The sequence below is a fragment of the Paraglaciecola aestuariivivens genome, from assembly GCF_052983255.1.
The window spans coordinates 182839-202842 of the sequence record NZ_JBRKBA010000006.1; the positions used below are offsets into that span (position 1 = coordinate 182839).

Sequence of the window (20004 nt, forward strand, 5' to 3'; positions counted from 1 at the left end):
TCGTTCACATGCTAAGGACTTCATTAACCATATCAATCTTTGCAATAAATTACCGCTTTGACAAAAAAAACGGGAGCGCCAAGGCGCCCCAGTTGCCTTTTGCCAGCTAATTAAAAGATGTCGGAGTTATCTATTTCATCGATACAGGATTTTATCGCACGACGGGTGGCATGTTGAGATTGTTTAAACAGCACATATTCGCGCACACTTATTTCATTGCTGGCATCTGTATTCATAAGTGTAAAATTGTTTTGGGCTTTGCTGGCTGCTGCAGTTAACACTTCGTCTAAGTCGAGTAAACCATCGCCAGATGCATCAAGGTTGGCAAACTTATCTTCAATTGAATTAAATGCCTCAGGATCAGGGACAGTGATTTTTTCGTTGCCTGTTTGCTCTTTAATGTCAGCAACACATTGCACAATTTGTTCGGCGTATTCAGAATAATCAGTGAGGTTTTTAGCAGCCTTAACTTCTTCAAGACTTAACCAGCCATCTGCATCTGTATCTAGGCGAATAAACCTTTTTTCAGCTCGCTTTAATAATGGCGCGCTAAGCTCATCTAGATTCAAGGTGCTGTTATTGTCGCTATCTAAGCGTTTAAACATGGCTTTGGCACTAGTATTTTTATGTTTACTTTGGGCGAATAAATCGCCGGTAGATAACAGCAAAGTTGTAAAAATAGCGGCAATTAAGCCTAGGGTGAGTTTGTTTTTGTTGGCGTTGGTCATAAGTATTTCCTTTAAATTTATGTGACTTGCATAAATTACAACGCCTCAAACTAAGTTTGGTTGACAACAGTCAGCTAAAAACTAGGGATGATTGCCGTACACTTAGGTATTAGGATTTTTAAGATATAGTAAATTAAGGTATGCTTGAGAGCTGATTTTTGTTGTTATTGTGATTGATGCCTTTTTCTTCTGAATCCTTGCATAGCGTGCGCTACGGTGAAATAGTCACCAGTGATTTTAGCCCTTCTTGGTGGGCGAAAAATCGTCATGTACAAACCATTTTCCCGCGTTTTTTTCAAAAGCGCGCCAAACTTAAATTCAGTACAGAAAAGCTCACATTAGCTGATGGCGACTTTGTTAACTTAGTCTGGGCTGGCGAGATAGATAAAGCTCAAAAATTAATCGTAATGTTTCATGGATTAGAGGGTTCTATCCGCTCACATTACAGTAACGATATGGCGGCGCACTTGGTGCAGCAAGGTTATGCAGTTGTATTGATGCACTTTAGAGGCTGTGGTGGCGAACCTAACCTTAGCACCCGTGCTTATCATTCGGGGGAAACCCAAGATGCCTGGTATTTTTTAAATTGGTTGCAGGACAAGTATCCTCATATACCCAAAGCTGCAATGGGCTTTTCTTTGGGCGCTAATATGTTGTTAAAGTTATTAAGCGAACGCCCTAATCAGCAGATTGTTCAAGCGGCTATGGCCATTTCTACGCCCTTTGACTTAGATCTATGTTCGCGCAGTATTAACCGAGGGTTTTCTCGCTTATATCAAGCCTATTTACTTAAAAGTATGGTGAAAAATTTATTAGATAAAATGCAAAGGCTAGATTATTCCAAAGTGTTAAAAGTGAGCAAGCAACAGATTAAAGGCTTTTCTAGTTTTTGGCATTTTGATGAGCATGTCACCGCACCTTTGCATGGTTTTGCCAATGCCAAAGAGTATTACCAAAAGTGTAGCTCTAGTTCTCTACTAAAAAATATAGCTACCCCCACTTTAGTCTTGCATGCAAAAGACGACCCCTTTATGCACCCAGATATTTTACCTAAATCCGATGCACTTTCACCTAAGGTATGTGTGGAAGTGAGTGAGCATGGTGGGCATGTTGGTTTTATGCAGGGCAGTCCGTGGCGGCCTAAAATATGGATGCAAAAGCGCGCCACCGAGTATTTTGCGGACTTTTTTCCAGAGTTAAATCAGCCCTTAGAGGAAAACCTTAAGTGATTATACCTTTTGCCGAATTAGAGCCGGCCACCTTAATGAATATTATTGAAGGCTTTGTGTTATCTGAGGGTACAGAGTACGGCGAAACTGACGTACCTCTTGCAGATAAAGTACAACAAGTACTCACGCAGCTTAAACAAGGAGAGGTGCTATTGGTGTATTCTGAACTGCACGAAAGTGTCAATATTATCCCTAAACAACAATTAGGCGAGTTCGAAAACCCATCCACCCCAGATGCTTATTAAACTTTTATTTGGGGTTAAACACTAAGTTAAAATTAACTGGTACAGTTTGGCCAATGCTATTTAATCCAGCAAGGGCCTGTAAGGCCTTAATACCCTCCACTAAGCCAAAGTCAGAGGCTTGAATGAGTATTGGCTGAATGCTGCTTGCCACTAACTCACCGCTTAAAGTATGACTGACCTGTACCCACACCTCTATTGGCTTAGTTTGCGTCAATAAGGTTAAATTTGCTGGCACTTTAATGGCTAAGGTTTGGCCTTGCTTAAGCTGAGTAACAGTTTGAGGTAAAGTGGCTGTCACTTGCGCATGGGGGAAAGAGTTAACCACAAACAATTTGTCGCGCATACGAGTGTCACGGATCTCTATGCCCGAATCTATGCTAGCCAAAGCTATTGTAAGAGTAAATTCGCCTTTCTGACTGACCTGGCCTTGTAATTGTTTAAAGTGCATCAGCTCGCTGATGTGTTGGTTTTTAGTCGTTACAAAGTGCACACTGGATTGTTCTTCACTTAGGGTCCATTGCGCCTGTGCAGCTAAACTAAAACAAAGTGCAAAACAAAAAATGAATTTCGATAATATGGTTTTCATTGGATCCCTCAATTATTTTGGTTGTCGTTACCAAATTGGTATTTTACTACTTCTTGCCAATCAACATTCTGGTCGCCCATGATAAAAAAGTCTGGGTTAGTCACACTTTGTCTTTGGTTATAGCTCAAAGGCGCAAAGTCGTGGGCTAAAATATTGCCCCCTGCTTCTGTTACTATACATTGTGATGCCCCAGTGTCCCATTCGCCTGTTACTCCAACCCGCAAAAATACATCGGCTTTGCCTTCGGCAATAAAGCAGGCTTTTAATGAGCAGCTGCCAGCAGGTAAGGTTTGATAAACCCTATCTTGGCTTAAACTGGCCATGACTTTTTCGCGAGGTTGGCGGCGGCTAATGGCAATAATCATCGGATCGTCTTGAGGGGCATCTAATTGTCTAACATGAATTTGTTTGTGTTCAACCGGACACTCTTTATAGGCGCCTTGGCCTTTTGCAGCCCAATACAGGGTGTCGCCAGTGGGCCAATAAATCACTCCTAATTTAGGTTGATTGTTTTCAATTAAGGCAATGTTAACGGCAAAGTCTCCGCTGCGCGCAATAAACTCTTGAGTGCCATCTATGGGATCAATTAACCAATACCTAGACCAGTCTTTACGTTGCTCTAACGAACCAATATCGGTTTCTTCAGACATAATGGGAATATCTGGCGTAGCTTGTTTAAGCATGTCCATTATGACTTCATTGGCTTTGTAATCAGCTGTGGTGACAGGCGAATCATCGTCTTTTTGAAAGCTGGTAAAGTCTCCCCTGTCGTAAATATCTAACACCACTTTCCCGGCTTTGATTGCGGCTTTTTTTGCAATATCTAATAAGGCTTGGGTTTGATTTACTGGCATTCTTTATTCCTCCAGCACTTTTCAGCGAGTAGTAAGGCAGCCACGCATCGGGCTTCTTTAAAATCGGGTTGAGCCAAGAGTTCAGGCACTTTATGCATAGACCACTTAACTATTTCTAAAGGCTCGGGCTCATCACCTGGTAGCTGTTCGGCATATAAATCTTGGGCCATAAAAATGGTCATTTTGGCATCAAAAAAGGCTGGCGCCATACTAACCACATGCAAAGGCGTTAAATTATGTGAACCAAAACCGATTTCTTCTTTTAATTCTCTGTTAGCCGCCGTTTGGGCTTGTTCGCCTGGATCAATTAAACCTTTTGGAAAGCCCAGTTCGTAGGTATGAGTGCCTGCAGCATATTCACGGACTAATAAAAATTCATCTTGGTTGATAAAAGGCACTATCATCACTGCCCCTCTACCACTGCCAGCCATACGCTCGAACAGTCGGGTTTCGCCATTAGAAAACTCTAAATCTAACTGCTCGATTTTAAATAGCCGACTTTTTGCAATCACTTTGCGTGAATGGATCTGTGGCAGTGATTTTTTACTATCAGTGTTGCTCATGAATTTTTCACGTTATTATAGTCACCGTTTTAATGAGACATTGTGTCTAACACTCTTTAAATCAATGAATTTTCTAATAATTTAAATATACCTGTTAAATAAAGGACATGCCACTTGTCAGCACTTGCCTGGAACGATATTCATACTGTTTTATTAGATATGGACGGTACCTTACTTGACCTACATTTTGATACACACTTTTGGTTAGAACATATTCCGAATAAATTAGCCAAAAAACATGGCGAACCTTTAGCCCTAGTCAAAGCGCGAATGCAACAAGAATACGCCAAAGTGCAAGGCACCTTAAGTTGGTATTGTTTAGATTACTGGGCTGAAAAATTGGACATGGATATAGTCGAAGCCAAACGCGAAATTTCTCATTTAATCCGTATGCGCGAAGACAGCTTACCTTTTATAGATGCACTAAAAGCCACTGGACGTGAGGTGATTTTAGTCACTAATGCCCACCCAGATAGTTTGTCATTGAAAGTAGAGCATACTCAATTAGATCAGCATATAGACCAATTAATTTCGACCCATGAATTTGCAGTAACAAAAGAGTCTCAGGCTTTATGGGTAAAGTTACAAGCCAAGCTAAATTTTAACCCGGCACATACTTTATTTGTGGATGATAGCTTAGCTATTTTACAGGCCGCGAAAGACTTTGGTATTGCGCATTTGTTGGCCGTGAGTAATCCTGACAGCCAACTACCCGCTCGTGATATTAATGCTTTTCCTAGCGTTCAGGATTTTCGTTATTTGTTAGATGATATTCAGGCTACACCCTGCAATTAGCCTCACTACAGGCGTATGGGGTAATAGCCTTGAGCATCGGGCTGGCCAAAAAACTGCGCCGCTTGGTGTACTTCCCGAGGCAAGCTGGCTTCGGGTTTAAATCGCCCTTCAACCGAAAACTTAAAATCTGCTGGGATAGCCACTTTTGCCGTTAAGCCAAAGCGGTTAGGTGGTTGAATGTCTACTATCACTTTGCCATCTTCACAGCCTAAAGTGGCAGCAAAGCTACCTAAGTCAATATCCCCTGTAGCGCCAATAAAGCTGGCATTCAGCCACTCACCTTGGCCTTCTAGAGTTTGACACTGAGACTGATAAGCCAATTGCTTAATTTGTACTTTAAAGCGCCCATCAGCCTGCACTGGTATAGGTAAAGGCAAAATACTAATAATTAAATCTGTGGGTAAATACACGGTAAGGTTGTTGGCATCTATATGCTGTTGGCTAAGGTTAACTTGGCCGCGAATAGAAATGTCTTCGCTGTTGCGCATATTGCCTGCTTGCAATTGCACGTCAAGATTGCCAATTAACAAAGATACAAAAGACAATTGCCAGTTTAGGTTAAATATAGGTACCCCATTAATGACTATATTTTGCGCATGCCCTTGCCAAATACTGCCTGAAGCCTGACTAACAGAAACATTAGTGGGTAACTTTATATTGGCCAGTACCACTGCTGCTGGCAGTTTGCTTAGCAAAAAAACAAGGTAGACGACTAAGCTAAGTGCGCTCCATTTAACCACTGACTTCATATTTTTCCTAATTTAAGACGACGAACTTTGACTATGCCGGGGGCATTGGCTTCGGCCATGTCTATATCTAAAATACTGACCCCTATTTTTTCTAATGATTGCAGCCAACCAAGTAAATCATTAAAAGGCGCTTGGTCTATCCATACTTGCAACTCATCCCCTTGAGGCTGCATACGTGAAATGCTTATTTTCATACGACTGGCAGCTTGGTTCACCACCTGGGGTAAAGAACCAACAAAGCTTGTGCTTTGCCCAGCATTGTTACGTAATTGAATGGCGCGATTGGCATGTTGTTGCACCCAAACTAACAGCGCTTGCTGATTTTCTACGGCTTTTTGACTGCGCTCAAGGGCATGATTTAACGGCGACCAAATTCCCCAATAAAAACTAGCAAGGACCAGTAAAACCCCAGATAACATGACTAACCTTTGTTCGCGGGTGCTTAATTGGCTGAAAGTACTTTTAAGCTTGTCCATGTTAACTCCTAATGGTCAAAGTGCCGATAACCTGATCGTCTTTCTGGTTAATCGCACCTTGTTGGACGCTAAAACCTTGGGCTTCGGCGGCGCGTTTAAATTTATCTAAGGCATCAAAGTTTTTAGCTACAGCTTGCATGCGTAATTCGGCTCGGGCGCTATCAAACCTCATTGTCTGAGGCGAAACGTTAGAGCTTTCAAATGCTTGGCTCAATTGCGAAAGCAAAACTAAAAAGGAGGTGTTGGCTCCCCCTTGTTCTAGGGCATTCATTTTACGTGTCATAGTGGTTTTTATGTCACGATACGCCCCACCTTGAGGAAAGGCGCGTTGGTATTCGCTGTGAATTTGCGTTTTTATACTGGCCAACTCGGCGTCTAAACTTTGCAGTTGTAGGCTTTTGTCAATCAAGCTAGTTAATAAAGCTACTGCTGCTAGACTGGCGACCAGTCGCCATTTTTTCCACGCACCAGTGGACTGATTTTTAACCGTGAATTCACCTTGCAACAAGTTAAATTTTGCGGTTTCAGCACCTTGGGCTAAGACCTTCATGGGTAATTCTAACGGCATGCTGTGAGCTTCGACATTATCTAGTGCAGACAAATCAAGTTCAGAATAATTGTGTATTTGTAGTGCAGTTTGGTGCTGCGAAAAATGGCGTTTGGCATGATGTTTAATCGCCTGCATTAACCAGTCGTGCTCACCTTGCAGACCTGCCCAACTGTCTTGGCGCACTAATAATTGCTCGCCTACAGCCAATACACTCCAAGCTGAGTCATCACTGCTAGGTAAAGCCAAGACATCCGGAAGCATACGTTCACAATGCAAGTTGGCCTGCTGTAATATATTTAACCAGCTTTGAATTTTGCTTTTAGCCACCACTGCAACAGCTTGCTGGTTGCCCTCTTTGGGACCTAAGGCAAAAAATTGTTGTTGAATATCGCCGCTAATTTCTTCTTCAAGCATATATGGAATAGCAGCTAGCGCTTTGCGCCCTGCTTTTGCAGGTAGGCTTACCCATTTGAGCAACACGTCGCTGGTGGGCACTAAGGCACAGACTGCACGGCGTCCAGCACGCTCGGTTAAACTGGATAGATGTTCGGCATCGGGCAATTCACCCGAGGCAATAATTTCGCTTTCATGGCTCGACCACACCATCCAATGTATAGGCTCTGCTGGGGTGGCGCCTAGACGCACAACTAACTGTTCCATAAGGTGTTAACTACCTTTTTGCTGTGTAATTGATTGAAACATTCTTACTTATCTAACACGACTAAATTCCCGAAGGAGCACAGATATACTGTCGTCTTTATCTAGTTTTAATAGGCTTTGCATAGCAAAGTTTGCGCTATTGTACTGGGTTTGGGTGTATAAAATAAAATGCGATGATTTTACCTCAAACCATGACTTTTGTGTGTCTGTTAAATTAAGGGCAAGTATTTCTTGGCTATTTAAAAAGTCTTCGACCGATTCGTAGCCGTCTAACGGACGACTTTCTATTAGATTTTTGGCATCAAACAAGCTTAACCCTGTTGCTGCTGCGATAACAGCGGCATTTTCGCTAGTGACTGTATTAACATTAATTAAAAATAAATTGTTATTGGGGATCACGCAGACTAAATCCAGTACCGCTTCTAACCAGGCTAATTCTATTCCGTGGACTAAACGCAATTCTGACTTATGTACCATGTAATTATTGGCTGCCATATAGGGAAACTGGCGACTTTCGTATTCACTGTCTTCTGCCCCTAAGGGTTTAGGTGTGCTATCTGCATCTAACCAATCGGCAAGTGAATCACGTAAGGTGTCTTTGTTGTAGCCTGATACCTGACCTTCAAGGCTATCTAATAGCCGCTCAAAGGCAAGCAATTGTTCGGGTACTGTAGTGCCATTTTCACTAACTTGTGGATTGGAAGCTGGTGATGCTGTTTGGTTTTGGCTGTCGAGCTTTAATGCATTTAGGTTAAAACAACTTTGTAAGTCGACTAACTGAGCTTTTATGCCGCCGCCTTCAATGGGGTAAGCAAATTCTTGACTCCATGCCTGTTCTAGGTGCATCACCTCTTCTTCGGCCAGTTGTTGCATAGATAGTCGGGCGTATTGCTCTGCTCCCATGGCATACCAATAGGCTTGGTTAGTTTCTTTTATATTGCTAGCCCGCTTCACTTGTAATTGCAGCCTGCCACCCATTTCCGTGGCTAATACACTTACGATGGCCACAATCAACAAAACTATGATCAGGGCTACACCTTGTTGCTTAGAAGCTGGGTTTAAGCGAGAGCGATTCATAAGCCGTTAGCCAAAATAAAGTCTCGACGAATTTTGCCAAAATCTTTACTAACTAAGGTTATAGATATGGCTATAGGCAAGTTGGCACCATTGTAGCTTTCTTGCCAATCATCTAGTTCTTCGAGTTTTTCTTGATCGGTTAAAAAGCGTACTTGAAAATCTTCAATATCGGTTAATAACACTTTAATTTTGGGCTCGTATCCAATGATATTGTCTACATAGTTGCCGTATAAACGTTGCAATTCTTGGTCTTGTACCCGGTAACCTATGGCTTGCAAAGTACTACGAGGCAATAACATTTGTGGGTTATGCCAGCCGGCTCGTACAAAACCTAAACCATCAAAGTCACTATTTAAGGCGCCGTCGCCGCCAGCTATGACTACTCCAACGGCTTCGCCATTAACCCTTAACGCGCGAGGCACAATTTGTAAAATGTCGCGCTCTAACCTGAGCATGGCTCTTTGTAATTTTTCTAATTTTTCGAAGCGTTCTGAAGATAAAGTGTCACTATTAATCACAGAGGTTAAAACCCCAGTGCTAGCAAGGCCAATCACGGTAAAAATTGCCATTGCCACCAAAATTTCAATTAGAGTAAAACCACGATTTTTGCGGGAGTGAAAAAACATTATTGGGTCTGCTTAGCAATAAAAGTATTGGCTGAGGTGACAGTTTCTGAAAAATTTTCATCTAGACCAACTGACACCACTACTTGCACCATATCTTGGTTGCTGGTTTTATTGACATTTTGTTGCCAAAACCACAAGCGTCCACCCATTTCTTGTTGACCTTTTAGGTTGTTTTTTATTGGCCAACTGGTATCTATATGAAGGGCGGTGAGCCTATTATTGGCGACCCAAGTGGCAAAGGTAATCTCTTCAATTTGTGCGACGCCGCGTAGGTGTTCGCTGGCAGATTTCATTATGGCTGTTGCAGTTAAGGCAAAAATTAACAAGGCCACCATAACTTCTAATAAGGTCATGCCAGCCATGGCATGTGGATTAGTTTTAGAGTTCATTCAATGGCCCTTCTAAGGTTAAAGGCACACTGTCTTGGCCACTTAACCTAAAGTAGCTAGGTAACTCATCGGTCACATCTCCAAGGTAACCCAAAGACAAAGTAAAAGGGGTGATTTCTCCGCTAGAGTAAATAAACACTTGCGGTGGCGGTAGCGGCTTTTGTTGTTGCTCTCCAATTTCAACTGAGTCATTTGACACAGACAGGCTCTCATCAAATAAGTCATTCGCAAACAAGTTGCTGTCGGTATCCCAGGGTAAGTCTGTGAGGTTTAATTCTAAATTAAATGTGTCGGGTAGTTGGTGTTCTGCGAACGCGGGGTCGATTTGTAATTTTTGCCACTCTTGTTGCTCATCAAGCCACATAAAATAATAACTGTTGTTATCCGTCTCTACCCTTAGCCCCAATTGTTGTTGATTTAATACGGCATAATCAGATGCCATATTAAATACCACTTGCAAACGTTGGCTTTGCTTTTTTAATAAGTCTTGTTGAGTTTCGCCCGAATAATTAAGTACTACCGCCCCTGCCGCTAATCCCATAATCAGCAACACCAGCATTACCTCTAGCAAGGTAAAGCCTCGCTGCTGTTTTTGCACGACAGGGCCCATAGGTATTTACTCGACTAACTGCGTAATTAGTTTAAGTAGTCGTTTAAATTCCAATTACCAATGTCATCTTCAGTACCAGGTTGGCCATCTGGACCATTCGAAAAAATATCAATTTGGCCTAGTTCCCCAGGGCTTAATAATTGGTATGGGTTATTCCAAGGGTCGTTGGGTAAACGGGTAATATAACCATTTTTACGGTAATTGCGTGGAATGGGCTCAATAGTAGGCTCCTTTACTAAGGCTTCTAGACCTTGCTCAGTAGTAGGAAACATATTATTGCTGAGCTTGTATTGAGTTAAGGCATTTTCAAGACTTTGAATATCAATAGCAGCGGTTTTAAGTTGAGCTTCTTCTTGGTTGCCCAAAATTTGTGGCGCAATCATTCCCGCCATAATGCCAATAATAAGCAATACCACCATTACTTCTATCAAAGTAAAACCACGAGTTTTGCCTGCAAAGTGTTGTTTTTTCATTAGATATTCACCATAGAGTTTAACGCCATAATAGGTTGTAAAATTGCCAAAACAATAAACAACACTATGGTCGCCATTGTTACTATCAATAAAGGTTCAAATACTTTGAGTGACACACTGACCAAAGATTCAAATTGTCGGTCTTGATTATCCGCTGCCCGCCCTAGCATTTGTTGTAATTCACCACTGCGCTCACCCGATGCAATCATATGCATCATCATGGGTGGAAACATTTTTGTTTGTTCTAAGGAGGCGCGCAAACTTGAGCCTTCTTTAACATGACCGGCTGCTTCTTTAACTGCATCCCGAATTTCTAGGTTTTCTAACACCTCACTGGCAATACGCATGCTTTCTAATAAAGGCACAGCACTAGAGGTTAAGATGCTCAAGGTTCGGGCAAATCTGGCGGTATTTAAGCCTTTAGATAACTTACCTAAAACCGGCAAGGTTAAGATAAACCTGTGATAGCGCTTTTTCATAGCCGGTTTTTGTAACATTCGATTGACCGCTAAACTGCTGACTATGAGCAAAATGGCAACAAACACCCCGTAGTCACGTAAAAATTCGCTTATATCGATTAAAACTTGGGTAATAGTAGGCAAGCTTTGCCCCATATTTTGAAACTGCCCAACTATTTTAGGTACTACTACTGTTAACAGTAAGATGATAATAGCAAAGGCAAAAAACAACATTATGCTGGGGTACACCATGGCCTGGGTAATTTGGCTTTTAGTTTGTTGGCGCTTTTCTGTGTAGTCGGCTAAGCGGTTTAATACTGTGTCTAAATGGCCAGATTTTTCACCCGCAGCTACCATAGCTCTAAATAAGTCGTCAAAGACATGGGGAAATTCTGCCATGGCGTCTGCTAGCGTATGGCCTTCAACTACTTTACTGCGCACCGCCATCATCATATTTTTTTGGCGTGGCTTTTCGCATTGTTCAGCTACAGCTAATAAGGCTTCTTCTATGGGTAATGCCGATTCTACTAAAGTTGACAATTGCCGTGTGAGCAAAGATAAATCGGCTGCCGAAATGGTATTTTTAAATAAACTAAAACTGCCTTGAGATTGGCGTTCTTTTTCGGCTACTTGTTCAACCTGCATGGGGATCAGTGATTTTTCACGCAATTGCTGACGCACTTGCCTAGGGTTGTCCCCTTCTAACACCCCGCTCTTAGTTCGACCACTTTTGTCCATGGCCTGATATGCATAAGCGGCCATTAGTCTTCCCTCGTCACCCGTAACACTTCTTCAAGTGAAGTTAAGCCTAATAATACTTTTTGACAGCCATCATCACGAATACTAGGGGTGCTTTGTCGAATGTGTTTTTCTATGGCTTGTTCGCCGTGCCCATTGTGGATCAGTTCGCGAATGCCTTCGTCTACTACTAGTAATTCGTGAATACCTGTTCTGCCTCGATAACCGGTTTGATTACAGGCCGCACAACCTTTGGGTGAATGCACTTGATGGTTATTTAAATCAGATACTGGAATGCCTAAAACTCTGCATTCTTGTTCGCTAGGGGTGTGTGGCACCTTGCAATCTGGACACAAGGTACGAACTAAACGTTGAGACAAAACCCCTAATAAACTAGAAGATAATAAAAAGGGCTCTATGCCCATGTCTTCTAAACGGGTGATGGCACCAGCGGCCGTATTAGTGTGTAAGGTAGACATCACTAAGTGCCCAGTTAAACTAGCTTGTACACTGATTTGTGCAGTTTCTAAATCTCGAATTTCGCCGACCATGACCACATCGGGATCTTGACGTAATATGGCACGTAAGCCCCGTGCAAAAGTCATGTCTACTTTAGGGTTAACCTGAGTTTGGCCAATACCTTGTAAATCAAATTCAATGGGATCTTCAACTGTCAGTATATTGCGATCTTTTGAATTTATTTCGCTTAATCCCGCATACAAAGTGGTGGACTTACCCGAGCCTGTTGGACCTGTGACCAATAATATGCCGTGTGGCTTATGCACCAGTTTGGAAAAATAATCGCGATTAGTTTGGGTCATGCCCAAGTCTTTTAAGTTGAGGCGCACGTTATTTTTATCTAATAAACGTAGTACCACGCGTTCGCCATGACTTGACGGCATAGTCGAAACCCTAACATCCACTGCACGACCCGCAATTCGCAAGGTAATACGACCATCTTGTGGCACGCGTTTTTCAGCAATATCCATTTTCGACATCACTTTGATACGGGATACCAACATAGCTGCCATCTTGCGATTTGGGCGTAAAATCTCGCGCAATACGCCGTCTACTCTAAAGCGCACTAAAAGTTGTGTTTCGAAGGTTTCAATATGAATATCTGAGGCACCCTCTTTAATGGCTTCGCCTAACATGGCGTTGATCAATTTAATGATAGGGGCGTCATCTTCGCTTTCGAGTAAGTCTTCAGTATCGGGTAACTCTTCGGCTAAGCTAAATAAATTGCTCTCGTTGCCAATGTCTTCCATTAACTGTTTAGCCGCTGAGGAATCACGTTGAAAGGCATGAGTTAAAATGGACTCAAATTGACCTAATTCAATTTCTTTTAAACGGAATTCAGCCCCTAAAAACCGCCTAACTTCGGCAAATACCTGAAATTCTGTGTCTTGGGTATGATACAAAATGGCTGGGGATTCGCCGGTATCCAGCAATACTTGATGGCGCTTTGCAAAACTAAAGGCCAGTTGTTTATGTTCTGGCTCGTCTATTGGCGCGTCTAAGTCGGTACCTGCTTCTAAAAGCGCCTGCTCTTCGGCCTCAGCTGCACTCATTGCGGTATTTTGTTGCGCGCTGTTATCCATAGCGGACATAACTAATTGCTATCCTTTTTGGCGTCTTTTTTGAGCATGTATTCGCTGTAAGAAGGTGGAAGCGCTAAGCTGTCGTCCCACTCTGGTAGTGCTGGGCCTTCGGTTAATGGCATAAGCGGAATACCTTGAGATTGACGTTTAAGCTGCTCGGCGCGAATGTACTGATATTTTTTCTGGCTTATTTCATTCATTTTCACCCCATCACGGACTATGGTTGGGCGAATAAATACCATTAAATTACGTTTGCGTTTGCTGGTAGAAGTAGACTTAAATAAGTGGCCTATAAACGGAATATCACCTAAAAGCGGCACTTTAGACACACTTTCTTGCACGTCTTCATCTATTAGGCCACCTAACACTATAGTGCCACCATCGTCCACTATGACTGATGTTTTGATTTCTCTTTTGTTAATTAATATATCCACTGAAGTGGCACCACTGACACTAGAGACTTCTTGTTCAATTAATAGTTGTACCGCATCACCTTCGTTAATTTGGGGGGTGACTTTTAATTTAATCCCTACTTCTTGACGTTCAACCGATTGGAAAGGATTTGCATTATTAGAGCCTGTAGTAGAGCCGGTAATTATGGGTACCTCTTGTCCTACAATAAAAAAGGCTTCTTCGTTATCCATAGTTGTTAGGTGAGGTGTAGCCAAAATATTAGAGTTAGTGTCGGTACTTACTGCTTGTAACACTGCTCCCCAGCCATCTTTCACGCCACCTAATAAAAAGCCATTTACCCCACCCAATAATGAGGCCAGGGTAGATAAATCACCCAATTGGGTTTTTTCTGTAGGCACTACTACTGTATCGCCATTTGAGGTAGTGGTAATAGAGTCAACTATGACTTTGTCTTGCGCTTGATCTACGCCAATGGCCAAACTTCCTATGCCTACTACCCCATTAGTAAATTGGGTGCCGCCGCCTTTTTCGTTAGCCCATTGCACTCCTAGGGTGGTGCCATCACCTTCAAATACTTCAACAATAATGGCTTCTACTTGGACTTGTGCCCGGCGTACATCGAGTTGACGGATAACCTCTTCTAACGAACGCATCATGTCGGGTTCAGCAGTGATGACTAAAGCATTCGAGTCTTCGTGGGCATCTATGCTGACTTCACGATTATTGGTTTGACGCCCTTTAGTGCCGCCTTTTTCTTCGGCTTGAATACTGGCACTCACACCTTGCAATACTTTGACTAGATCTTCTGACTTAGCATAATTTAAAAAGATCACTCGAGTGTTGCCGCTGGTTTCTAAGTCTTGATCCATGCGTTGAATTAAATTAACTAAACGTTGACGGGCTTTAATATCGCCACTGACAATAATGCTATTGGTTCTGTCGTCTGCCACCACTCTAGGGTCAGACTTGCCGCCAGTGTTGGCTTTACCTTGAGACTTATTGATACTCTCAATAATACGTACCATTTCGGTGGCAGAAGCAAACTTTAATTTTACAATCTCGACTTCTTCATCACCGGCTTTATCTACCCTTTGAATAATTTCCACTAAGCGATTTACTACTGATGCACGGCCAGTTAGCATCATGACGTTTGAAGCATCGTGACTGACAACATTGCCTCCACCTGCAGTATCGTTAAGTTGGCGTAATAGTGGTGCAAGTTCACGTACAGGCACGTTGTAAACCGGCATTACGCGGGTGATCATTTCGTCGCCATCAAAAGGGGTGCCATCAACTACAGGCAAGTTAGATTTCGAGGCATCTTTTGAACGAATGACTTTAATCACCCCAGTAGACATTTCTACTGCTGAATACCCATAGACTTGCAACACATTTAAGAAAAACTGGTAATACTGCTCTTCGGTTAATAAATCATAACTACGCACTGTTATTTTGCCGCGTACATTGGGATCAACTATCACGGTTTTCTTTAAGTTTTTACCTACTATGTTAATAAACTCACTGATTTCAGTGTTTTTAAAATTAGGCGAGTATTCTGTGGCAGAGACAAAACTAGACACCACAAATAAGGCGCTACTTACCATAAGTAGAAGTGGTTTAAGAATAAGGGGGCGATTGCTCGACATAAACATCATGCTTCTGGTTCCTCTTCCCCTTGGGGGAGCTCGAGATAAATAGTAATAAGTTGATTTTGACGTTCTACCGACATTTGTAGTGATTGCAATTCTTTTAGCAAATTCATGGCCTCTAAAGCCTGTTGAGTGTCGGTTAAATCTAAACCATTGATTTCGGTGATCACATCGCCAGCTTGTAGGCCGGCTGATTTAAATAAGGTTGGTTTTCTGCCTGGGCTAACTCTGTATCCAGTTAGTTCACCTTCGGGACGATGGGGGGCGACTGCAATATAGTCAACAAAACTTGAAGGTTGAACTTGTAACTCGCGCCCAGCTTCTAGGGCTTCATCGGTTAACACTAGGCGTTGTGGGCCTTCATTAATTTCTGGTTTTTTTGCGCTGTTACTGGGCCTAGCCAAGGCTTGACTGCTGGGCTTATTATAATCTACGCCGTCTAACATTAGGGTTTCGTTGGTTGGCCCATTTTTGATTATGACTCTATCAGCATATACTTCTTTTAAAGTCGCATTAGTGCCTTCAATTTTTTCGCCAATGCCATAGGTTTGTTGTTGATTGCGGTTTTCGATTATGGCGGCGCCAGATTCTTTGTCTGTGCTACTTACTACCCCAGTTAAGGTTAAATTTAGTCGGGTAACAGGTGCATCTATCACTGCCACTTCTTCTACTTTAGGTGGGGCGGCTAAATCACCAAATAGATTAAGACGCTTAATGTCAGCTAGGTTTAAATTTTGATCTGGGTTGTTAGCTTTGTTTAGAGATCCAGTTGTATGAGTAATAGTTGCAGAATCAGAAGAAGACGACACTGGCACTAAACGCCATGTTAAGTCGGCCGCGTAGGCAAGAAGATATATAGCCAGTAGTATCACCAACAAACGATTAATTTTGTGTTGGTTTTTCACTATTTGGAGCCATATCTGATTAGCGGTATGATTTACAACAGTCATTGTTTCTCAGTAGGGCGTTAAAACACTTAGCTTGCTATGATAACCAGTACTAACAAGAGCGACAACATTATTCCACAAATGTAACAAAATTAACTTTTTTATAAGAACCATAGATGCAAAAAAATCGCGAAAGCCAAGTTACAGTACGCTTAGACAAATGGCTCTGGGCAGCACGTTTTTATAAAACTCGAGCCTTAGCTAAAGAGGCTGTGCAGGCTGGTAAGGTACAGTATAATGGCCAACGCAGTAAGCCTGGCAAAATAGTAGAGCTAGGTGCACAAATTAAAATCCCTCAAGGCTACGATATTAAAGAGGTGGAAGTGCTGCAACTAAAGGAGCAACGCCAAGGTGCTCCCTTAGCTCAGTTAATGTACCAAGAAACTCAGGCCAGCCAAACACGCCGCGAAGGCAATGCTGAAGCGCGTAAGTTGAGCGCATTTTTTAGCCCTAAACCAGATAATCGACCAGATAAAAAGCAACGTCGACAAATTATTCAATTTAAACAACAGTAATATTTAAGGTAACCCTTATGGCATTTGACCAACTTCATCGCTACATTTTTGACCAAGGCAACGTTAGAGGAGAGATGGTTCGACTTGCTGATAGTTATCAAGCAATTTTAGATTCCTACGCCTATCCACAGGTGATCCAAAAGCTATTGGGTGAACTTATGGTTGCAACTAGCATGTTAACCGCTACTTTAAAGTTTGAAGGTGACATTGCCATTCAAATACAAGGAGAAGGCGCCCTTACTTACGCTGTGATCAATGGTACTCACAAACAACAGTTACGTGGGGTGGCGCGTTGGGATGAAAGTTTAGAGTCTTTGCCGAGTGAATTTAGCCAATTAGTTAAAAATGGGGTGTTAGTGATCACTATAACGCCTGAACAAGGAGAGCGTTATCAGGCAATGGTAGCCTTAGATAAGCCCACCTTGGCCGAATGTATCGAACAATATTTTGCGCAATCAGAGCAATTGGCCACTAAGGTCATATTGCGTACCCAATTAGACAGTCAACCGGCCAAAGCCTGTGGCATGTTTTTACAAATTTTACCCACCAGTAGCCAAGCCACAGATAAAGCCGATACCGATTTTGACCACTTAGTAGCCTTAACCGACACCATTAAAAGTGACGAATTATTTAATCTAGACGCTGAAGATATTTTGCATAGGTTATATCACCAAGAAAATGTTGAGTTGTTTACCCCAACCCCAGTGGTGTTTAAATGCAGCTGCAGTAAAGAGCGCAGTGCTTCAGCCCTAACGGGTTTAAGCCTAGAAGAGTTGCTAGATATTGTTGCCAAAGAAGGGGCAATAAAAATGAATTGTCAATATTGCCACACAGAATACAGCTTTGATGCCATAGACATTCAAAGCATTCATGCTGGTACCTTTAACCTTTCTGCAGGACAAAGTTAATCTTAATACCCTATAGATAACCTAAAACGGCTTAGTTCAGTGTTGATCAATACTAAGCCTAAGGTGAATTAGGGCTTTGAGGTGGAAGTTGTTGTAAAATTTGTGCCGGTTCTATAAAGCCGTATTGGCGTTTTAGTTGATTAATAAGGTGTTGTTCAGTGTGGATGAATTGGTTAATTTCATCTATTAGGGCTCTTTGCGTTATGGTTGAAAGTTTAAATTCCACTTGTGAGTGGGGTAGGCTGGGATCAAAACTAAAGTCACTAAACTCAGGGTGTTGCTTAACTAGATTACGTCCAACAAAATAATCTATTTCCGCTCCATCTACTCTATGTAGCGCTAATAATTGCAAAGCTGCTAAAGGTTTGATAACTGAAAACAGACTAACTTGCTCTGCAGCAATAATCTCATTCCAGCCTACTTGAGGAGTATAGCCTAGTGGAATACTTAGTCTTTTTACCTGCTTTACGCCTTGTCCTAACTTAGCTTTATCTACCCATGCACCACCCAAAGTTGTCACTATAGTATGGCTATAATATTTACCTTGGGCGTAGGTTTGTTTGTTGTTGAACAAAGGGTTATCTGGATAAACTAGGTCGAGCGAGCCTTTTTCTAGCTCTTTTTGTAAGCGCAATACAGGCATTTGATAATAATCAAATTGATGGCCACTGACTTCACTAAACTTTTCTAATACCGCCCAAATAAAGCCTTTGTCTGTTTCAGAATCAAAATGATAATGCGGGTAATACTGAAAGTTTTGGGTGGCAACCACAAAGGTTTTAGCAGGCAGGCAAATAGACCATAAAGATGCAAATACTAATGTCAGCAGCAATTTACGCATTCGCCTTCCTTTGTGAATCAATCTGCAAAAAAGCATTATTCTTTATATAACTTACTCAATAAAAAGATCGGTTTATCCTGCCTGATTTTTATCCAATTTTCTAAGTATTTAGCCAATTAACTTTAAGGAGTGAGTTAAACCTAAATTTGTACACAGCTAAAACCCATGACAACTGTAGCCTTCAAGCCGTTTAGGTTTTTTATGCATAAATAAAAAATGCTCAAATCCCACAGAAAAAGCAAAAGGATTGGCGTTATAGTCGGCATAATATTGATCTCTGCCCAATTTAGCTTCATTGACTCCAGCAGCAAAGCTACTTAAAAAGTCATCATGATTGTTCATTATTACACTAGTGTGAGTATCAGTGTGTTCAATTAATTCAAAGGCCCCTTGCTCAATAAATTTATCTAAAAGGCTGGGATTAAAATACCCACTATATTGCTCAGTTTCTGGCTGATACTCCACTAAAGCATCTGGGTTTTGCGCGTAGGCTTCCATTAAAGAAACAAATAATTCTCGGGTTTTTTTAGCAATCATTGGTTTTACCTAGGAGGTTGCAAAGGCCAAGTGACCTTGATTCTGGGCTTGGTTTTTTCAGTGGCTACACCATTAAGAAACAGCTCAACAGCTTGAGTAACATTTTGCTGGATTTGTTGTTCGGTGGCAATAAAACCGGGATCTAGCATGGCATGCATATGCAGATGGCCTTTCACCATACCCAATAATAAGTGACAGGCGAGTTGCGGATCTTGAATTTGTATTAGTTGTTTAGCCTGCAATTGTTGCAAATAATCTGTTAGCCCTTGTGGACCTTCAATCAAGACATGTTGCGACATCATCTGACCAATTTCAGGAATGTCTGAAGTGGTGCGTATTAATAACCTAAACAAGGTGAGCATATCTGGCTCTAAAAGTTTATGTAAAAAAGACTGACAAACTTTGACTAAATTTTCATGTACAGAATGTCCCTCATCAATATTGGATAAGAGTAGATTAACTTGGTTAACTTTTTGCTGCAGTACCGCTTTAAATAAGGCTTCTTTATTGCCAAATTCTGCATAGACAGTGCGCCTAGAGCCGCCAGATTGTTCGATTAACATCTGCAAGGAGGTGCCTTGATAGCCATGTTCTAAAAACAATTTTTCGGCACAAGCTAATAGCTTTTTGGCGCGGTCGCTGAGTATATTGGGTTGATGCATAGGCCTAACTAATTTAAGCAAAGAGCCTATACTATAAATCCTTTTTGACTTTGGTACTAGTTAGTACCAAAATGCCATGAGTGATTGGTACCATTTAGTACCAAGAGTTAGCTTGCCTTGGTAC

General features: G+C 41.9%; 24 protein-coding genes. 5 read left to right on the forward strand and 19 right to left on the reverse strand.

What is annotated here, in order from left to right; translation table 11 throughout:
• Positions 1 to 110: 110 nt before the first annotated feature.
• Positions 111 to 728 (reverse strand): EF-hand domain-containing protein, encoded by a 618-nt coding sequence (locus tag ACVCDT_RS11045; RefSeq protein WP_447132835.1) that lies wholly within the window; start codon positions 726 to 728, stop codon positions 111 to 113.
• Between the two features lie 176 nt (positions 729 to 904).
• On the opposite strand from ACVCDT_RS11045, the gene ACVCDT_RS11050 reads away from it, so the two are divergent.
• Positions 905 to 1957, forward strand: coding sequence for a hydrolase (locus tag ACVCDT_RS11050; RefSeq protein ID WP_447132836.1), 1053 nt, complete (start codon positions 905 to 907; stop codon positions 1955 to 1957).
• Positions 1954 to 2202 carry a YheU family protein gene (locus ACVCDT_RS11055; protein ID WP_447132837.1) on the forward strand — a complete coding sequence of 83 codons (249 nt, stop codon included), beginning with the start codon at positions 1954 to 1956 and terminating at the stop codon, positions 2200 to 2202. Before ACVCDT_RS11050 ends, ACVCDT_RS11055 begins: the two co-directional genes overlap by 4 nt.
• A 4-nt stretch (positions 2203 to 2206) precedes the next feature.
• Here ACVCDT_RS11055 and ACVCDT_RS11060 read toward each other — a convergent pair whose 3' ends face one another.
• The 3 genes from ACVCDT_RS11060 to nudE are packed head-to-tail and all read right to left on the reverse strand — an operon-like array spanning position 2207 to position 4205.
• Positions 2207 to 2788 (reverse strand): YceI family protein, encoded by a 582-nt coding sequence (locus ACVCDT_RS11060; RefSeq protein WP_447132838.1) that lies wholly within the window; start codon positions 2786 to 2788, stop codon positions 2207 to 2209.
• Between the two features lie 8 nt (positions 2789 to 2796).
• Positions 2797 to 3642: a 3'(2'),5'-bisphosphate nucleotidase CysQ gene (cysQ, locus tag ACVCDT_RS11065; protein ID WP_447132839.1), complete on the reverse strand. Its 846-nt coding sequence runs from the start codon at positions 3640 to 3642 to the stop codon at positions 2797 to 2799.
• Complete coding sequence (gene nudE / locus ACVCDT_RS11070) at positions 3633 to 4205, reverse strand: ADP compounds hydrolase NudE (protein WP_447132840.1); 573 nt, start codon at positions 4203 to 4205, stop codon at positions 3633 to 3635. The genes cysQ and nudE overlap by 10 nt, the downstream gene beginning before the upstream one ends.
• 114 nt (positions 4206 to 4319) lie before the next feature.
• Here nudE and yrfG point away from each other — a divergent pair, with 114 nt between their 5' ends.
• Complete coding sequence (gene yrfG, locus ACVCDT_RS11075; protein WP_447132841.1) at positions 4320 to 5000, forward strand: GMP/IMP nucleotidase; 681 nt, start codon at positions 4320 to 4322, stop codon at positions 4998 to 5000.
• A gap of 5 nt (positions 5001 to 5005) precedes the next feature.
• Here yrfG and ACVCDT_RS11080 read toward each other — a convergent pair whose 3' ends face one another.
• Genes ACVCDT_RS11080 through gspC form a run of 12 tightly spaced genes read right to left on the reverse strand, consistent with a single transcriptional unit; the run spans position 5006 to position 16420 of the window.
• Positions 5006 to 5749 carry a type II secretion system protein N gene (locus tag ACVCDT_RS11080; RefSeq protein WP_447132842.1) on the reverse strand — a complete coding sequence of 248 codons (744 nt, stop codon included), beginning with the start codon at positions 5747 to 5749 and terminating at the stop codon, positions 5006 to 5008.
• Positions 5746 to 6225: a type II secretion system protein M gene (locus ACVCDT_RS11085; protein WP_447132843.1), complete on the reverse strand. Its 480-nt coding sequence runs from the start codon at positions 6223 to 6225 to the stop codon at positions 5746 to 5748. The genes ACVCDT_RS11080 and ACVCDT_RS11085 overlap by 4 nt, the downstream gene beginning before the upstream one ends.
• Position 6226: 1 nt before the next feature.
• Positions 6227 to 7435, reverse strand: a complete 1209-nt coding sequence (gene gspL, locus ACVCDT_RS11090) for a type II secretion system protein GspL (RefSeq protein ID WP_447132844.1) — start codon at positions 7433 to 7435, stop codon at positions 6227 to 6229.
• A 48-nt stretch (positions 7436 to 7483) separates the two neighbouring features.
• Positions 7484 to 8512, reverse strand: coding sequence for a type II secretion system minor pseudopilin GspK (gene gspK / locus ACVCDT_RS11095; protein ID WP_447132845.1), 1029 nt, complete (start codon positions 8510 to 8512; stop codon positions 7484 to 7486).
• A complete protein-coding gene (gspJ, locus tag ACVCDT_RS11100; RefSeq protein WP_447132846.1) occupies positions 8509 to 9138 on the reverse strand; it encodes a type II secretion system minor pseudopilin GspJ in 630 nt (209 codons plus the stop codon). The genes gspK and gspJ overlap by 4 nt, the downstream gene beginning before the upstream one ends.
• Positions 9138 to 9527 carry a type II secretion system minor pseudopilin GspI gene (gspI, locus tag ACVCDT_RS11105; protein ID WP_447132847.1) on the reverse strand — a complete coding sequence of 130 codons (390 nt, stop codon included), beginning with the start codon at positions 9525 to 9527 and terminating at the stop codon, positions 9138 to 9140. Before gspI ends, gspJ begins: the two co-directional genes overlap by 1 nt.
• Positions 9517 to 10125 carry a type II secretion system minor pseudopilin GspH gene (gene gspH / locus ACVCDT_RS11110; protein WP_447132848.1) on the reverse strand — a complete coding sequence of 203 codons (609 nt, stop codon included), beginning with the start codon at positions 10123 to 10125 and terminating at the stop codon, positions 9517 to 9519. Before gspH ends, gspI begins: the two co-directional genes overlap by 11 nt.
• Before the next feature lie 38 nt (positions 10126 to 10163).
• Positions 10164 to 10610, reverse strand: a complete 447-nt coding sequence (gspG, locus tag ACVCDT_RS11115; RefSeq protein WP_447132849.1) for a type II secretion system major pseudopilin GspG — start codon at positions 10608 to 10610, stop codon at positions 10164 to 10166.
• Positions 10610 to 11830, reverse strand: a complete 1221-nt coding sequence (gspF, locus tag ACVCDT_RS11120) for a type II secretion system inner membrane protein GspF (protein ID WP_447132850.1) — start codon at positions 11828 to 11830, stop codon at positions 10610 to 10612. The genes gspG and gspF overlap by 1 nt, the downstream gene beginning before the upstream one ends.
• Complete coding sequence (gene gspE, locus ACVCDT_RS11125; protein ID WP_447132851.1) at positions 11830 to 13416, reverse strand: type II secretion system ATPase GspE; 1587 nt, start codon at positions 13414 to 13416, stop codon at positions 11830 to 11832. The genes gspF and gspE overlap by 1 nt, the downstream gene beginning before the upstream one ends.
• Positions 13417 to 13418: 2 nt before the next feature.
• Positions 13419 to 15476 carry a type II secretion system secretin GspD gene (gspD, locus tag ACVCDT_RS11130; protein ID WP_447132852.1) on the reverse strand — a complete coding sequence of 686 codons (2058 nt, stop codon included), beginning with the start codon at positions 15474 to 15476 and terminating at the stop codon, positions 13419 to 13421.
• On the reverse strand, positions 15473 to 16420 hold the full coding sequence (gene gspC / locus ACVCDT_RS11135) for a type II secretion system protein GspC (RefSeq protein ID WP_447132853.1): 948 nt from the start codon (positions 16418 to 16420) through the stop codon (positions 15473 to 15475). The genes gspD and gspC overlap by 4 nt, the downstream gene beginning before the upstream one ends.
• Before the next feature lie 113 nt (positions 16421 to 16533).
• Here gspC and hslR point away from each other — a divergent pair, with 113 nt between their 5' ends.
• Positions 16534 to 16932 (forward strand): Hsp15 family ribosome-associated heat shock protein, encoded by a 399-nt coding sequence (gene hslR, locus ACVCDT_RS11140; RefSeq protein WP_447132854.1) that lies wholly within the window; start codon positions 16534 to 16536, stop codon positions 16930 to 16932.
• Positions 16933 to 16949: 17 nt separating this feature from the next.
• Entirely contained in the window at positions 16950 to 17840 is an 891-nt protein-coding gene (hslO, locus tag ACVCDT_RS11145; protein ID WP_447132855.1) for an Hsp33 family molecular chaperone HslO, read from the forward strand.
• Positions 17841 to 17898: 58 nt separating this feature from the next.
• Here hslO and ACVCDT_RS11150 read toward each other — a convergent pair whose 3' ends face one another.
• The 3 genes from ACVCDT_RS11150 to ACVCDT_RS11160 all read right to left on the reverse strand — a co-directional run bounded on the left by ACVCDT_RS11150 (position 17899) and on the right by ACVCDT_RS11160 (position 19880).
• On the reverse strand, positions 17899 to 18681 hold the full coding sequence (locus ACVCDT_RS11150; protein ID WP_447132856.1) for a hypothetical protein: 783 nt from the start codon (positions 18679 to 18681) through the stop codon (positions 17899 to 17901).
• Positions 18682 to 18837: 156 nt separating this feature from the next.
• Positions 18838 to 19218, reverse strand: coding sequence for a hypothetical protein (locus ACVCDT_RS11155; RefSeq protein ID WP_447132857.1), 381 nt, complete (start codon positions 19216 to 19218; stop codon positions 18838 to 18840).
• A gap of 5 nt (positions 19219 to 19223) precedes the next feature.
• The gene (locus ACVCDT_RS11160) at positions 19224 to 19880 is read right to left on the reverse strand and encodes a TetR/AcrR family transcriptional regulator (RefSeq protein ID WP_447132858.1); all 657 of its coding nucleotides are present in this window, start codon (positions 19878 to 19880) and stop codon (positions 19224 to 19226) included.
• Between the last annotated feature and the right edge of the window lie 124 nt (positions 19881 to 20004).

What these genes read in the sequence shown, in the direction of transcription:
- ACVCDT_RS11155 (WP_447132857.1), bottom strand. Translation starts at nt 19,218, where the DNA reads ATGATTGCTAAAAAAACCCGAGAATTATTTGTTTCTTTAATGGAAGCC.
- ACVCDT_RS11045 (WP_447132835.1), bottom strand. Translation starts at nt 728, where the DNA reads ATGACCAACGCCAACAAAAACAAACTCACCCTAGGCTTAATTGCCGCT.
- cysQ (WP_447132839.1), bottom strand. Translation starts at nt 3,642, where the DNA reads ATGCCAGTAAATCAAACCCAAGCCTTATTAGATATTGCAAAAAAAGCC.
- ACVCDT_RS11080 (WP_447132842.1), bottom strand. Translation starts at nt 5,749, where the DNA reads ATGAAGTCAGTGGTTAAATGGAGCGCACTTAGCTTAGTCGTCTACCTT.
- gspI (WP_447132847.1), bottom strand. Translation starts at nt 9,527, where the DNA reads ATGAACTCTAAAACTAATCCACATGCCATGGCTGGCATGACCTTATTA.
- gspK (WP_447132845.1), bottom strand. Translation starts at nt 8,512, where the DNA reads ATGAATCGCTCTCGCTTAAACCCAGCTTCTAAGCAACAAGGTGTAGCC.
- gspF (WP_447132850.1), bottom strand. Translation starts at nt 11,830, where the DNA reads ATGGCCGCTTATGCATATCAGGCCATGGACAAAAGTGGTCGAACTAAG.
- ACVCDT_RS11085 (WP_447132843.1), bottom strand. Translation starts at nt 6,225, where the DNA reads ATGGACAAGCTTAAAAGTACTTTCAGCCAATTAAGCACCCGCGAACAA.
- gspD (WP_447132852.1), bottom strand. Translation starts at nt 15,476, where the DNA reads ATGATGTTTATGTCGAGCAATCGCCCCCTTATTCTTAAACCACTTCTA.
- ACVCDT_RS11050 (WP_447132836.1), top strand. Translation starts at nt 905, where the DNA reads ATGCCTTTTTCTTCTGAATCCTTGCATAGCGTGCGCTACGGTGAAATA.
- gspE (WP_447132851.1), bottom strand. Translation starts at nt 13,416, where the DNA reads ATGTCCGCTATGGATAACAGCGCGCAACAAAATACCGCAATGAGTGCA.
- nudE (WP_447132840.1), bottom strand. Translation starts at nt 4,205, where the DNA reads ATGAGCAACACTGATAGTAAAAAATCACTGCCACAGATCCATTCACGC.
- gspL (WP_447132844.1), bottom strand. Translation starts at nt 7,435, where the DNA reads ATGGAACAGTTAGTTGTGCGTCTAGGCGCCACCCCAGCAGAGCCTATA.
- ACVCDT_RS11150 (WP_447132856.1), bottom strand. Translation starts at nt 18,681, where the DNA reads ATGCGTAAATTGCTGCTGACATTAGTATTTGCATCTTTATGGTCTATT.
- ACVCDT_RS11060 (WP_447132838.1), bottom strand. Translation starts at nt 2,788, where the DNA reads ATGAAAACCATATTATCGAAATTCATTTTTTGTTTTGCACTTTGTTTT.
- hslR (WP_447132854.1), top strand. Translation starts at nt 16,534, where the DNA reads ATGCAAAAAAATCGCGAAAGCCAAGTTACAGTACGCTTAGACAAATGG.
- gspG (WP_447132849.1), bottom strand. Translation starts at nt 10,610, where the DNA reads ATGAAAAAACAACACTTTGCAGGCAAAACTCGTGGTTTTACTTTGATA.
- gspJ (WP_447132846.1), bottom strand. Translation starts at nt 9,138, where the DNA reads ATGTTTTTTCACTCCCGCAAAAATCGTGGTTTTACTCTAATTGAAATT.
- ACVCDT_RS11160 (WP_447132858.1), bottom strand. Translation starts at nt 19,880, where the DNA reads ATGCATCAACCCAATATACTCAGCGACCGCGCCAAAAAGCTATTAGCT.
- gspC (WP_447132853.1), bottom strand. Translation starts at nt 16,420, where the DNA reads ATGACTGTTGTAAATCATACCGCTAATCAGATATGGCTCCAAATAGTG.
- hslO (WP_447132855.1), top strand. Translation starts at nt 16,950, where the DNA reads ATGGCATTTGACCAACTTCATCGCTACATTTTTGACCAAGGCAACGTT.